The 16,370-nt window shown below is 67.6% G+C and carries 2 protein-coding genes; both read right to left on the reverse strand.

Annotation, left to right across the window (positions count from 1 at the left end; translation table 11 throughout):
• Nucleotides 1-7 precede the first annotated feature (7 nt).
• Nucleotides 8-5,542: a type I polyketide synthase gene (locus ACIBG0_RS23740; protein WP_397035146.1), complete on the reverse strand. Its 5,535-nt coding sequence runs from the start codon at nt 5,540-5,542 to the stop codon at nt 8-10.
• Nucleotides 5,539-16,359: a type I polyketide synthase gene (locus ACIBG0_RS23745; RefSeq protein ID WP_397035147.1), complete on the reverse strand. Its 10,821-nt coding sequence runs from the start codon at nt 16,357-16,359 to the stop codon at nt 5,539-5,541. Before ACIBG0_RS23745 ends, ACIBG0_RS23740 begins: the two co-directional genes overlap by 4 nt.
• Nucleotides 16,360-16,370 lie beyond the last annotated feature (11 nt).

Below are 16,370 nucleotides of genomic sequence, written 5' to 3' on the forward strand. Positions count from 1 at the left end.
CGGAGATTCACCGTTCCGTCCTCCCGGATCGCGAAATGAGCTTCCGCCACCGCCTCGACGGTGTGCGCGCAATCTCACGGTCGCCGTTGGTATTCATGCGATCAGCCCAGCCGGTCGTAATGGACTGCAGCCGAGTCACGATTCGCCTCTTTTCCGGATCACCCCAATCCCCGGCCCCGAGGGCGGCTTCCAATTCGTCGAATACCGCATCGATCGACCGGACCTGGATTTCCTGATTCTTTTCGCCGAGTTGTTCGTGGAGATGGTCGGCGAGCGCGGTGGGGGTGGGGTATTCGAAGACGACCGCGGGCGGGAGTGACAGGCCGGTGGCGGTCTGGAGCCGGTTGCGCAGCTCGACCGCGCCCAGGGAATCGAAACCATGGTCGGTGAACGCGCGATCGGGATCGATCGCGGACGCGCTGTCGTGACCGAGCACGGCCGCGAGGTGGCTGATGACGGTATCGATGATCGTCTGCCGCAGACCTGGCACCACCGCCGAGGTCGTTGCCGGACGCCGGCGCGCCCTCGGTCGACGGTCCGCAGCCGGTACCAGTTCCCGCAGTACTGGTGGCAGTAGTCCACTATCGGCCTGGGCACGGATCGCGGCGGTATCCACCGCGGCGATCACCGCGTGTGCCGTGCCTCGTTCGAGTGCCGCACGCCAGCCGGCGAACGCCTGTTCATCCGGCATCGCGATGAAGCCGCCGCGGCTCATTCGGGCCACATCGGCCGCACCCAGCCCTCCGGTCATGCCACCCGAGCGCGCCCACAGCCCCCACGCCAACGACTGACCGGCCAGCCCTTGGGCCCTGCGGTGCGCCACCAGGGCGTCGAGGAAGGTGTTCGCGGCCGCGTAGTTGGCCTGTCCGGGGCCGCCGACCGTGCCCGACACGGACGAAAACATCACGAAGGCCGCCAGATTCAGATCCGCGGTCGCCTCGTGCAGATGCCAGGCGGCGTCGACCTTTGGCGCCAGGACCGCGTCCACCCGCTGCGCGGTGAGCGACCCGATGGTTCCGTCGTCGAGCACGCCGGCGGCATGGATTACGCCGGACAACGGCCGCTGCGCCGGTATGTCGGCCAGTAGGTCGGCCACCGCGCCGGCATCGGTGACATCACAAGCCACTGCCCGCACCTGCGCGCCGAGCTGCTCGAGTTCGGCGATCAGCGCCGCCGCACCAACGGCGCGCGGGCCGCTGCGGCTGACCAGCAGCACCGACGTCACGCCGTGCTCGACCACCACGTGCCGGGCCACGGCCGCGCCCAAACCGCCTGTGCCGCCGGTGATCAGCACCGTGCCGGTGCCGAAGGCGGGAGCGGCATCGTCATGTGGGGGCGGCACCACGGGCCGGATCAGCCGGGCCGTGTGAAGTATACCGGCGCGCACGACCAGCTGGGGTTCATCCACGGTCACGAGGCTGGCCGCGAGATGCTCGTCGACGCGAGTGTCCGCGTCCACCAAGATGATCCGGCCCGGATCTTCCGCCTGCGCGGTCCGCACTAAACCCCACACCGCAGCGCCGGCCAGGTCGGTGCAGTACGCGCCGGGCAGCGTGACCGCGCCACGTGTGGCGACCACAAGCGTGCTCGCGGCGAACCGGTCGTCGGCCAGCCACGCCTGCACCACCTCGAGAATTCGCGTGACCTCGGCGTGAGTGGCGCGCACCACGTCGGTACCGGCGTGGTCGTCCCACCCACCCCCGGCCTCGACCACGACCACCGGGGGTATCGGTGCTTCCGGAGCCAGCCGGTCCCACCAACCCACACTCGAATCCCCTGTGGACCCCGCATCAGCCGCAGCCGCGGATTCAGCCGGTGACCACACCAGTTCCATTACCGGATCGGCCGTGCCGCCCGCCACGGCGAGTTGCCCGAGTGGCATCGCCCGGCTCGTCACCTTCCCCGACAGCACCGGTTGCCCCTTCTCATCGGTCACCCACAGCGACGCCGACGCTCCGTTGACGGTCAGATGCGCACGCAATGCCGACGCTTCGGTCGCGTACAGCGACACCGACTCCCACGAGAACGGCAACACCACGTGGCCCGCCGGGATCTCGAACGCACCGGCCAGCAGTCCCGCCTGAATGACCGCATCCAGCAATGCCGGATGAATCCCGAATCCTTCGCTGTGCACCCCGGTGTCAGCATCGAGGGCGATTTCGGCGAACACCTCCTCGCCGCGGCGCCACAGCGCCCGCACGCACCGAAAGGCCGGCCCCATATCGTAATCAGGCGTCAGGAACGCGTGTGCGACGTCGATTTCGGTCGCCGCGGCAGGCGGCCATACCTCCGATTCGGGTGCGGTCGTGTCGGCCTGGTCGGTCAGCAGCCCGCGGACGTGCAGTACCCACTGTCCGTCGTGGTCGTGTTCACCACGGGAGTAGATCGCTATCGGCCGTTGCGGGGATTCGGGCCCGACCACGACCTGGATCCGCACACCGCCTGCCGCCGGAAAAACCAGCGGCGCCTGCAATGTCAGTTCCTCGATCACCGGGCACCCGGTTTCGCGACCGGCGCACAATGCCAACTCCACGAACCCGGTCCCCGGCAACACCATGACCCCGCCGATGGCATGGTCAGCCAACCAGGGCTGCGACAGCGCCGACAGCTGCCCGGTCAGGACGAAATTACCGTCCGCCATCGGCAATGCCGCATCCACCATGGGGTGTTCGATCACACCCAAACCCGCGGCTTCTACACCGGCGGTGCTACGCGAAGGTGCGAGCCAGTAGCGACGACGCTGGAAAGCATAGGTGGGCAACGACACTCGGGAAACCGGACGAGCGGCGAAGAACACTCGCCAGTCGACGTCGACACCGGCGGTGTATGCGCGCGCCAAGCAGTTCAGGAACTGCTCGACCTCGCCGCGTCCTCGACGTGCTCCGGCGACCACCAGCGACTGCGCCGCGATATTCGCCGGCAGGCTTTGCTGGGTCATTGCCGTCAGCACCGCGTCCGGGCCGATTTCCAGGAATCGCCGCGCGCCGAACTCCACCAGGGTGTCTATGCCACGGGCGAATTGAACGGTAGCCCGGATGTGCTGAACCCAGTAGCCGGGCTCCAGCACCTCATCGCCGGCCATCCGACCGGAGAGATTCGACACCAACGGAATCTGCGGGCGATGGTAGGTCACTTCCCCTGCGACAGCGGCGAACTCGGCAAGCATCGGGTCCATCCGGTGGGAATGGGAGGCGATCGATATCCGCAGCCGCGAGGTCTCGCGCCCGCGGTCGATGAACCACTGCTCGACCGCCGTCACCGCGTCCTCGTCGCCGGAAACCACCACGGCGTCAGGCGCATTCACGGCGGCGATGGATACGCGGTCCGCATGGCCGGCGAGCGCCGCGGATACCTCGTGCTCGTCCGCCGCGACGGCCAGCATCGCGCCGCCCTCGGGCAACTGCCCCATGAGGCGGCCGCGCGCCGCGACCAGCCGGCACGCGTCCGGTAGCGACCATACGCCGGCGAGGTACGCGGCGGCCAGCTCACCGGTCGAATGCCCCACCAGGACATCGGGTGTTACGCCGAACGAGTCCAAGAGCCGGTAGAGTGCGACTTCGTAGGCGAACAGCGCGGGCTGGGTGAACTCGATCCGATGCAGAACACTGGCATCGGCATCGGCATCGGAATCGGAAGAGCTGCCGTCGACCAGCTGACCGGTGAACATCAAATGCTTCAGCGATCCGCCCAGCAGTTGATCGAACTGCTCGCAGACCTCATCCAACGCGGCAGCGAACACTTCGAACGCCGTGTACAGTTCACGTCCCATACCGACCCGCTGCGCGCCGCCTCCGGTGCACAGGAACGCCGCCTTACGCGAAACCGCCCGTCCTACGGCCACATCAGCGGTGCCCTTTGACTCGGCCAGCGCCGCGAGTCCGGCCAGTAGCGTATCCCGGTCCTCGCCTATCACCGCGCCCCGCCAGTCCAACTGGGCGCGGGTCGTCAGCAGTGAGTAGCCGATGTCGTCGATTGTCAGGTCGGGGTTTTCACTCACCCAGCGCCGTAGTTTGGCCGCCTGCGCACGCAGGCCGTCTTCGGTTTTCGCCGAAACCAGCCATGGGGTGGCGCCAGATGCCGCCTGTGCACCGCTATCGGCGACGGTATCGTCGGCCGATTCGGCCCGGGTTGTTGCCGGAGCGGGGGCTTCCTCCAGGATCACATGAGCATTGGTGCCGCTGGCGCCGAAGGAGGACACACCGGCGCGACGCACGCGCTCTCCGGCCGGCCACGGTTCCGCCGCCGTGAGCAGCCGCACCGTTCCCGCCGACCAGTCCACCTGCGGGGTCGGAGCATCGACATGCAGTGTCGGGGGCAGTATTTCGTGCCGAAGCGCCTGCACCATCTTGATCACGCCCCCGACCCCGGCCGCAGCGGAGGTGTGCCCGATATTCGACTTGAGTGAACCGATGCGCAGCGGATCTCCGGCGCGATCGCGACCGTAGGCGGCGATCAGTGCCTGCGCCTCGATCGGGTCGCCGAGAGCGGTGCCGGTGCCGTGTGCTTCGACCGCATCGACGTCGGCCGGTGCCAGACCGGCGCTGGCGAGGGCCGCCGCGATCACCTTTTCCTGTGAGGGGCCGTTCGGTGCGGTCAGCCGGTTACTGGCGCCGTCCTGGTTGATCGCGCTGCCGCGGATGACCGCGAGAACCTGGCGGCCGTGGCGGCGTGCGTCCGACAACCGCTCGACCGCGAGCATGCCGAGGCCCTCGGAAAACCCGGTCCCGTTCGCCGCCGCCGCGAAGGCCTTGCACCGTGCGTCGGGGGACAGCGCACGCTGTCGGCCGAAGGCGATCAGCAGGGCGGGATCGGACATGACGGTGACCCCGCCGACCAGAGCGAGGGAGGTCTCGCCCTGACGCAATGCCTGACAGGCGAGGTGCAGGGCGACCAACGACGACGAGCACGCGGTGTCCACCGAGATCGCCGGACCTTTCAGACCAAAGGTGAAGGCGACTCGCCCCGCGAGGATGCTGGCCGAAACACCCGGGTAGGCCTGGCCTTCTGCTTCGGGGGTCAGCCCCGGTGACCCGATACGGGGACCATAGTCCTGATGGATGACGCCGGCATACACACCGGTGTCGCCGCCGCGCAGCGACGCCGGATCGATGCCGGCGTCCTCCAATACCTCCCAGGCGGCTTCCAGGAACAGCCGCTGCTGCGGGTCCATCGTCTCGGCCACGCTGGGTGGGATTCCGAAGAATCCGGCGTCGAAATCGCCGGCGGCATAAAGGAATCCGCCCTCCCGGGTGTAAACGGTTCCCGGGATATCGGGATCGCTGTCGAATAGGCGCTCGAGGTCCCAGCCGCGGTCGGCCGGGAAGGGACCGACGGCGTCGGTGCCGGAAGAGACCAATTCCCACAGCTGCGCAGGAGTGTCGGCACCGCCTGGGTACCGGCAGCTCATGCCGACGATCGCAAGCGGTTCTCCGGCACGTTCTTCCAGGTGCTCGATGCGCTTGTTGGCGGTGCGGAGGTCTCCGGTGACCTTCCGCAGATACCGGCTGAGACGTTCCTCATTGCTGGTACTCGGATTGCTCATGCTGGGCCAAACTCCTCGTCGATCAGATCCAAAAGTTCATTGTCGGAATGGAATTCGAGGTCGTCGTAAGAACTGTCCGACCACTTGTCCCCCAGATGGGCGCGGAGACGCTCGGTGATGCCCCGCAATGCCGCGACGGTCTCGTCGGCGTTGCCGCCGTCGGCGATGATCCGCTCGACCATGGCCTCGAGCCGTGCGATATCGGCCGGCACCGCCGAGGCCGGTTGCGCGGGTGCCGCCACCACGGCCCGCCCCAGCAGGTAGTCGGCGATATCTCCCGCTGTGGGGTAGTCGAACACCAGGGTCGAGGGCAGCGACAGCCCTGTTACCTTCGACAGCCGGTTCCGGAACTCCACTCCGCCCAGGGAGTCGAAGCCGAGGTCGGCGAAACCCTGATCCGGCCGGATGTCGTCAGCCGACGCGTAACCCAGCACCGTCGCCACGTGTTCGCGCACTAGGTCCAGGACGACCCCGCGTCGCTTCGCCTCCGCCACACCGTGCAGACGCTCCCCGAGCGACGGTCCACCACTCGATGTCGTGGCCGCCCGGCCGCGTGCGCGAACGAACCCGCGCAGCGCCGCCGGGACCGCACCGGTATGCGCTTCCAAGCGCAGTTTGTCGGTATCCAGGTGCATCAGCGCCGACACCGGTTCCGCCGTGGTCAGCGATTCATCGAACAACCGCAGGCCGTCGGTGCGGTTCAGCGGGGCAAGCCCGAATCGCTCCAATCGGCCCATGGCGGTGTGATCCAGAGCGCCGGTCATGCCGATGTCGGGCTGCCACGGACCCCAGGCGAGTGCGAGGGCCGGTAGTCCTTCGGCGCGGCGTCGCACCGCGAGGGCGTCCAGGAAGCTGTTCGCGGCAGCGTAATTCGCTTGACCGGCCGAGCCGATCATTCCGGCGATCGAGGAGAACATCACGAACGCCGACAGATTCATGTCCCGGGTGAGCTCGTGCAGATGCCACGCCGCATCGGCCTTGGGAGCGAACACCCGATCGACCTGATCGTCGGAGAGCGTGTGGAACGTGGCGTCGTCGAGCACGCCCGCGGTGTGCACGACACCGGTGATCGGGAATTCCGCGGGCAGGCCCGACAGCAGATCTCGAAGCGCGTCGCGGTCGGTGACATCGCAGGCGGCGATCCGCACCTGGGCACCGAGTCCGGACAGCTCCGCCGCGAGTTCCATTGCGCCGTCGGCACGCTCGCCACTGCGAGATACCAGCAGTAGCCGTCGCACGCCGTGCGCGGTGACCAGGTGCCTGGACAGCAGCGCACCCAATCCTCCGGTTCCACCGGTGATCAGCACGGTCCCGGTCCCGAACGAAACCGGCTCGGCCGCAGCGGATGTCACCGCCTCCAGCCGTGGGGCCAGGACCAGGTCGCCCCGCAGGGCCAGCTGCGGTTCTCCGGTCGTGATCGCGGCTCGGATGAAGTCGGCCGAAATATGCCGTGCACCAATGGATTCGTCCGCGTCGAGCAGTACGATCCGCTCCGGATACTCGGTTTGCGCGCTACGTATCAGCCCCGATACCGCAGCCGATGCGGTATCGGGCGTCTCATCGGGCAACGCCGCCGCACGTCCGGTGACCACAACCAGCTGCGACCGTGCGAATCGCTCGTCGGCCAGCCAGCCGTTCACCATGCGCAGGGCAACCTTCACTCGATCACCCACGAGCGAGCGCGAATCACCATGCGGTGCAGTGAATTCGGACCAGACAACGACATCCGGGACGGTCGGGGCCGCAGCGAGCGCCGCCAGATCCAGGTACCGCTCCGCGATGCCGGGCACCTGCGTGGTTCCGAGCACGGCTGCGCTGCCGGGCCGGGTGATTCCGTCAGGCGTCTCGACCGCTGCCCAGCGCAACGCATACCGGGCGGCACGTCCACCCGACAGCGTGGCCCGGAACTGCTGGACGTCGTAGGAGCGCATGACCACTTCGTCGACGGAAACCACCGGGTTTCCGTCCTGGTCGACCGCCACGACGGTGATCGCCTCACCGCTGCGCTGGATAGCCATCACCCGCAATGTCGTGACCTTGGACGTGGTGTGGAATTGCGTCGCGCCCCAGCGGAACAAGAGTTTGCCCTCGGCGGGATTGCCTTTGTCGTCAGACCAGATCAAACCGACGAGTCCGGCATGTAGTGCCATATCGAACAGCGCCGGATGCAGCTGGAACCGTTCGGCCGATACCTCCTCATTCAGCGTGACCTGGGAGAACATCGTGTCGCCACTGCGCCATGCGGCGTCGATGCCGATGAACGAGGCACCGTATTCCAGTCCGGCGACACGCGCCACCTGGGCCGGAATCCAGTCGGCATCCACCGGTTCGGCATCGATCGGCGGCCACGGCCCGCTGCGCAGCATGTCCACGAGTCCGATGTCGAGCAGCTGTTGACCGCTCATCACGCCGCTGGCATTGCGCGTCCACTCACCGTCGGCGGTGCCGGTCAGGCGGTAGTGGAATGTGAACGATCGACGTCCCGTAGGATCCGGTTCCCGCACCAGTACCTGGAGTTCGACATCGCCGTCTGGCGGCGGGAGGATCGGCGACTCGAGGGTGAGCTCTTCGACGGCGTCGCAACCGATTCGCCTGCCCGCGACCAACAGCATCTCCATGAGCGCGGCGCTCGGGACGAGCACCACACCGTAGGTGGTGTGGTCGGCGATCCATGGATGGGTGCGCAGCGAGAGCCGTCCCGAAAACAGCCACTCGTCACGGTCGGCCACCCGAACCACATCGGTGAGCAGCGAATGTTCCGACGCATTCCTGGCCTCCCCCCGGCCGGGTTCGAGCCAGTACCGCCGATGTTCGAAGGCGTAGGTGGGCAAGGCGATTCGGGATACCTGGAGGGTGCTGAACAACCCATCCCAGTCGACAGCGACCCCTGCGGTGTGCGCCTGGCCGAGCATCGTGAGGAACTGCTCTACCTCGTCGTGATCCCGGCGGGTCGCCGCGGCCACCACAGATCGAGCCTCGACGTCCTCGGCAAGCGTCTGCCGCGTCATCGCCGCGAGCACCGCGTCGGGTCCGACTTCGAGGAAACGGCGCACGCCCGAGGCCACCAGCGTCTCGACGCCGGGCGCGAAACGCACCGCGGCGCGCACCTGCGCCACCCAATACTTCGGATCCAGGATCTCGTCGTCGGCGATCCGGCCAGAAATGTTGGACACCAATGTAATCCGGGGGGCGTTGCAGGTCACTGCCGCAACGAGGGTCTCGAACTCGGCCAGCATCGGCTCCATCCGATGGGAATGGAACGCATGCGACACCCGCAACCGGCTCGTCTTGCGACCCCGTTCGGCGAACTGCCGATCGATCTGGTCGACCGCGTCATCGTCACCCGAGATCACCACGGCCGCAGGCGCATTCACCGCCGCAACCGACACCCGATCACCGAATCCGGCGATCGCCGCGCGAACGTCGTCCTCGGACGCGGCGACCGCGAGCATCGCGCCGCCTTCCGGCAGCGCATCCATCAGCCGCCCTCGTGCCGCGACCAGCGCGCATGCGTCCTCCAGTGACCACACACCGGCGACATACGCCGCGGCCAGTTCACCGATCGAGTGCCCGATCACCACATCCGGAACAACTCCGAACGACTCCAACAGCCGATACAGCGCCACCTCGAACGCGAACAGTGCGGGCTGGGTCAATCGTGTCCGATCCAGCGTCCCGGTTTCCGCGGCGACCCCATGATCGTCGATCAGGTGACCGGTGAACATCGCCTGCTTCAGGGAACATCCGAGTCGCGGATCGAACTCGGCGCACACCTCGTCCAGTGCAGCGGCGAATACCGGGAAGGCCTCGGCGAGACCCGCGCCCATACCGATCCGCTGCGCGCCCTGACCGGTGAACAGGAAGGCGGTCTTCCCGGAGCCCACTGTGCCGGAAACCACTCCGGCCGAGGAGGTTCCGGCGATCAGACGCGCCAGCCGCGCCAGCAGTTCGTCGCGATCGCCGCCCAGGACCGCCGCCCGCGACTCGTGCTGCGCTCGTGTCGTCACGAGCGAATACGCCACATCCGCCGGATCGGCGTCCGGGTTATCGATGAGCCACTGTCGGAGTTTCGCCGCCTGTCCCCGCAGCGCGGTCTCATTCTTGGCCGACACCAGCCACGGCACCATCGTGCGCGGGCGGTCGGCGGCCCGTGGCGAGACGACCGACTGTGGGACCGGCGCTTCCTCGAGGATCGCGTGCGCGTTGGTGCCGCTGACACCGAACGACGACACGCCCGCTCGCCGGACTCGTCCACCGGCGGGCCACGGCTGGGCCTCGGTCAACAGCTGGACATCGCCCGCGGACCAGTCCACGTGTGGGCTCGGCTCGTCCGCATGCAGTGTCTTCGGCAGAGTTTCGTGTCGCAGCGCCTGCACCATCTTGATCACGCCACCGACACCTGCCGCGGCGACGGTATGGCCGATATTCGACTTGATCGATCCGATCCGCAGCGGTTGTCCCGCACGGTCCTGCCCATACGCAGCGATCAGCGCCTGGGCTTCGATCGGATCACCCAACGTCGTGCCGGTGCCGTGCGCCTCCACCGCGTCGATGTCCGCTGGCTCGAGCCCGGCATTCGCCAGCGCCGCCGCGATCACCCGCTCCTGTGACGGACCATTCGGCGCGGTCAAACCATTGCTCGCGCCGTCCTGGTTCACCGCCGTTCCACGCACGAGGGCGAGGACGTTGTGCCCAAGGCGCTTTGCGTCGGAGAGCCGCTCCAGCACCAGCACACCGACGCCCTCGGAGAAGGCGACGCCGTCGGCATCGGCCGAGAAGGCCTTGCAACGGCCATCGCGCGAGAGACCGCGCTGCCGAGCGAAATCGACGTAGAGGTAAGGACTGGCCGCCACCGTCACACCGCTCGCCAGCGCCAGCGAGCTCTCCCCTTGACGCAGCGCTTGGCAGGCCAGATGCAGCGAGACCAGCGACGACGAGCATGCGGTGTCCACGGTGACCGCCGGGCCTTCGAGACCGAGGACGTAGGCCACCCGTCCGGACATCACGCTGCTCGTGGTGCCGGTGAGCCGGTAGCCCTCCAGGTCACCGGCCACCCGATCGACGTAGCCCGAGTAGCCCGCTCCGACATACACGCCGGTGTCGCTGCCCCGCAACGACACCGGATCGATGCCCGCGTCTTCCAGAGCTTCCCAGGACACCTCCAGCAGCAGACGTTGCTGCGGGTCCATCGCGGAGGCTTCCTTGGGACCGATCCCAAAGAATCCTGGGTCGAAATCGCCTGCGTTGTAAAGGAATCCGCCGCGCCGGGTGTAAACAGTACCGGGCTTGTCCGGATTCGAATCGAACAGCCGCTCCAGATCCCAGCCCCGATCCGACGGGAAATCGCCGGTCGCGTCGGTTCCGGAGGCAACGAGATCCCATAGCTGCTCCGGTGATTGGACGCCGCCGGGGAACTGGCAGGCCATGCCGACGATCGCGATCGGCTCGTCCGCCCGGACCCGGCGGACAACATTCTTGACGGGTTCGCCCACTGTCGGCTCGACGCGGGACTGCACCAGCTTCGCCACCGCCGCCGGGGTCGGATGATCGAACACCAGCGTGGACGGCAACTGCAGGCCGGTGGCCTTGCTGAGCCGGTTCCGGAATTCCACGCCACCCAGCGAATCGAAGCCGATCTCGTCGAAGCGCTGGCCGGGCCGGATGTCGGCGGCCGAATCATGCCCAAGCACTGCCGCCGCCGCTGTGAGCACGACCTCCAACACCACCTCGCCCCGCCGCGCTTGTGGCACACCCGCCAACCGGGCGGCCAGCGATCCAGCCGCCGCGGCGACCGCCGCCTGTTGCGTCAGGCGCGTCGAACGCCGCACGAATCCACGCAGCACCGCCGGAACCGCGTCGACATCGGACTCGCGACGCAAGACACTCGCGTCGAAGCGGATCGGAGCCGAACGCGCATCCGAGTGAGCGAGCGCTTCGTCGAAAAGGCGCGTCCCTTCGGCACTTTCGAGCGGGCTCAGTCCCAGGCGATCCCACCGCGCCAGGGCGGCGCGATCCAAGCCACCGGTCATACCGCTGCCCTGGTGCCACGGCCCCCACGCCAGCGACGTAGCGGCCAACCCCGCAGCCCGCCGCCGCTGCGCCAGCGCGTCCAGGAAACCGTTCGCCGCGGCGTAGTTGCCCTGCCCCGATGACCCGAGCACCGTCGCGATCGACGAGAACACCACGAACGCGGACAGATTCGAACCACGCGTCAGTTCGTCCAGATGCCATGCACCGTCGACCTTCGGTGCCAGCACCCGGTCCACCTGATCAGCGGTCAGCGACTCGACGGTGCCGTCGTCCAGAATTCCCGCGGTGTGCACGACAGCGGTCAGTCCGGCGATCGAATCCAGCAGGTTCCGCACCGCGTCGCGGTCGGCGACATCGCACGCGACGACCCGAACCTCGGCGCCCGCCCGCGTCAATTCGGCGGCCAGCTCGGCGGCACCGGGCGCGTCGGCTCCTCGACGTGACGTCAATACCAGACCGCGCACACCGTGCTCGGCAACGAGATGACGGGCGAACAACGCGCCGAGTCCCCCCGTACCGCCGGTGATCAGCACGGTCCCATCCCCGAACGACGACCGCGCCCCCGGGTCCACGGAAGCAGACGCGCGCACCATCCGAGGAACCAGAATCTCTTCACCTCGGACCGCGGTCTGCGGCTCGCCCGACCGCAATACCGCGCCGATGCGGTCCACATCGAGCGGACGCGCCGGATCCTCGTCGACGAGGACGAACCGGCCGGGATGCTCGGACTGCGCACTTCTGACCAATCCCCAGACCGCCGCCGCGCCCGGATCCGGAGCCTCCTCGGGCAACCCGACGGCACATGTCGTCACCACGACCAGCCGGACATCGGACAGGCGTTCCTCGGCGAGCAAGGACCGCACCGTCGCCAACGCACCGTGCACGCTTGCCCGCACCGATCCCGGACCTTCCCCGAAAGGCGCGCTCGCCCGCCACACCACAACACCGGGAATATCGTCGCCCGCAACGACATCGGCGACCGACACGTATTTCGGGCTTATCCCCGCCACCGTCGTGTCCGCGAGCACCGCCATGGACGGTACGGATCGGCCGACTCTCGCGACCGATTCCGCGGTGGGCTCCCAGCGCACCTGGTACAGGCCCGCCTCGTCACCGCAAAGACTGCTCCGGAATTCCTGCACGTCATAGGGACGCATCACGACCGCGTCGACCGTCACGATCGCAGTGCCGTCCGGATCGACCGCCGCGACCGACACGGTCTCGGGTCCGGTCGCGACCGCGATGACCCGAAGCGAGGTCACCTCATCCGTTGCCGACTCGTGGAAACGCGCACCGCCCCACCGGAAAAGCAGCCTGCCGGTATCGGGATCGGAATCCCCATCGCGCCACAGCAACCCGGAGAACCCCGCGTGCATGACCATATCCAGCAGGGCGGGGTGCAGGTCGTGGCGTCCCGGCTCCGGCGCCGCATCGGTGTCCAGCACGATCTCGGAGAAGACCGTGTTGTCGCGTCGCCACGCGGCGCGCACGCCGACGAACGCCGGACCGTACTCGAGCCCGGCGAGCTTCGCGATTCGCTCCGGCAGTCCCGCACTGTCCACAGCCTCGGCATCGACCGGCGGCCACTGCTCCTCCCGCAGCCGCGACACCAGCGCCGAATCACCATCCCACGAAGCACCGAGCACACCGGTGGCGTTGTGGATCCATTCGGCATCGGAAGACGTGCGGAAATAGAACTCGAACGGACGCCGCCCGGACTCGTCCGCCGCCTGCACCAGCACCTGCAACTCGACCTCGTCGTCCGCCGTCGGCAGAATCGGCGCCTGCAAGGTGAGCTCCTCGACCACCCCGCAACCGATCCGGCGACCCGCGACGAGGAGGAACTCGATGAACGTCGCGCTCGGCACGACCACCACGCCGTAGGTCCTATGATCGGCGATCCACGGGTGAGTACGCAGCGAGAACCGACCGGTCAACAACCATTCGTCGGTACCAGCCAACCCGACCACACCGGTCAGGATCGGATGATCCGTCGGCGACGGCGATGCGTCGACGGCGCCCGACAACCAGAAACGGCGACGCTGGAAGGCATAGGTGGGCAACGGAATCCGATGCGCCGCACGCCCGGCGAACAACGCAGACCAGTCCACTCGCGCACCCGCGACATGAACCTGCGCCAGGGCAGTGACGAACTGCTCCACCTCATCGACCGACCGCCGAGCAGCCGCCGCCACCGACGACACCGACTCGACCTCCGGACGCTCGGCCAGACAGCCACGCGTCATTGCCGCCAGCACCGCATCCGGTCCGACCTCCACGAACCGCCGCACACCTGCCTCGACCAGAACAGCGATCCCCGGCGCGAACCGGACACACCCCCGCACCTGCTCGACCCAGTACTCAGGATCGGTCAGCTCCGCAGCGACCACGACCGCCGAAACATTCGAAACGATCGGCAGCGACGGCTCGCGATAGGTCAACCCTGCGGCGACCGAACGGAACTCGGCCAACATCGGTTCCATCCGCGCCGAATGGAACGCATGACTCACCCGCAACCGATTCGTCTTCACACCCTCGGCGGACAGCAGCCGCTCGATCTCACCGATGGCATCGACGTCCCCGGACAACACCGTCGACGACGGACCGTTCATCGCCGCGATCGACACCCGGTCGGCGAAATCGGCGACGATATCGATAGCTCGGCCCTCGCCGATCGCCACCGCGAGCATCGCGCCGCCCACCGGCAGGGCACCCATCAACCGGCCGCGCGCCGCCACCAGCGTGCAGGCGTCCGAAAGCGACCACACCCCTGCCACATACGCCGCCGCCAACTCACCGATCGAATGCCCGATCAGCACATCCGGTGTGACCCCGAATGATTCGATCAGCCGGAACAACGCCACCTCGAACGCGAACAACGCCGGTTGGGTGCACTCGGTCCGATCCAACACACCCTCGGCGTCGGCGAACACCAGCTCTTTCAGCGAACGACCCAACAGCGGATCGAACTGCGCACAGACCTCGTCCAACGCGGCCGCGAACACCGGGAACGCCTGATACAGGCCCGCGCCCATACCAACCCGCTGCGCACCCTGCCCCGTGAACAGCAACGCCGTCCTATCGGAACCGGCATCCCCTTCTATCGTGCCGTGCGCACCCGCGGCCAGATCGGCCAGACCGGCGAGCAGTTCGTTCCGGTCACGTCCCACGACCGCACCGCGACAGTCCAGCTGTGCCCGCGAGGTCGCCAGCGAATACGCCATATCCCGCACATCGACGTCGGGTTCGTCGATCAACCACTGCCGCAGTCGATCCGCCTGGGCACGGAGGGCCTCGTCGGACTTGGCCGATATCAACAGCGGAACGACTTCGGCCACAACGGGTTTCGTGTCCGGCTCGGGCTCGGATTCGTGCGCCGACGCCACGGTAACCGAAGGCGCGGGCGCTTCCTCGAGGATGAGGTGGGCATTGGTGCCGCTGGCTCCGAACGACGAAACCCCGGCTCGCCGGATCCGATCCCCCACCGGCCACGGCTCATTGTCCCGCAGCAGCCGCACCGTTCCCGCGGACCAATCCACATGCGGTGTCGGCGCATCCACGTGCAACGTCTTCGGCAGCACGCCGTGCCGCATGGCCTGAACCATTTTGATCACGCCGCCCACGCCCGCGGCAGCCGAGGTGTGACCAATATTCGACTTCAACGACCCCAAACGCAACGGCGCGCCCTCGCGCCGCGTGCCATACGCGCTGATCAGTGCCCGAGCCTCGATCGGATCCCCGAGCATCGTGCCGGTGCCGTGCGCCTCTACCGCGTCGATATCCGACGGGGACAGGCCGGAATTCGCCAACGCGGCCGCGATCACTTGTTCCTGCGACGGACCGTTCGGCGCGGTCAGGCCGTTGCTCGCACCGTCCTGATTGACAGCACTCCCACGCACCACCGCAAGCACGGTGTGACCGAGCCGCTGGGCGTCCGAAAGACGCTCCAGCACAAGTACTCCGAGCCCCTCTGAGAATCCGGTTCCATCAGCAGCCGCCGCGAAGGCCTTACAGCGCGCATCGGGCGACAACGCACGCTGACGCGCGAACGCGATCAGCAAGGCTGGATCCGACATGACGGTCACCCCACCCGCCAACGCCAGCGACGTATCGCCGTGCCGCAGGGCCTGGCACGCCAGATGCAATGCCACCAGCGACGACGAGCAGGCGGTGTCGACCGATATCGCCGGACCTTTGAGCCCGAACGTATACGCGATCCGCCCGGACAGCACAGCGTTCGAAACACCCAGATAGGCATGGCCTTCGGTCTCAGCGGTGATATTCGGCGAGCCGATGCGGGGACCGTAATTCTGATGGATGACTCCGGCGAAGACGCCGGTGTCGCTGCCGCGCAACGACACCGGATCGATTCCCGCATCCTCCAACGCTTCCCAGGACGCCTCCAACATCAGGCGCTGCTGCGGATCCATCGCCGCGGCCTCACGCGGGCCGATCCCGAAGAAGGCCGCGTCGAACTCGCCGATGGCGTCGAGGAACCCACCGTCACGGGTGTAAATGCCGTTCGGCACATCGGGATCCGGGTTGAACAGCCGTTCCAGGTCCCAGCCTCGATCGGTCGGGTAGTCCCCGATGGCATCCACACCGTCCGCCGTCATCCGCCACAGGTCTTCAGCGGAGCGCACGCCACCGGGATACCGGCAAGCCATACCGACGATCGCGATCGGTTCCCGCGACCGGTCGGTGAGCGCGCGCAGTTGCTGTTTGGTCTGGTAGAGCTCCTTCGCGGTCTTCTTCAGATACTGGCGTAGCTCGTCGTTGTCGGCCATCGGTGGAACTC

Source organism: Nocardia sp. NPDC050630 (assembly GCF_044457245.1).
GTDB lineage: Bacteria > Actinomycetota > Actinomycetes > Mycobacteriales > Mycobacteriaceae > Nocardia.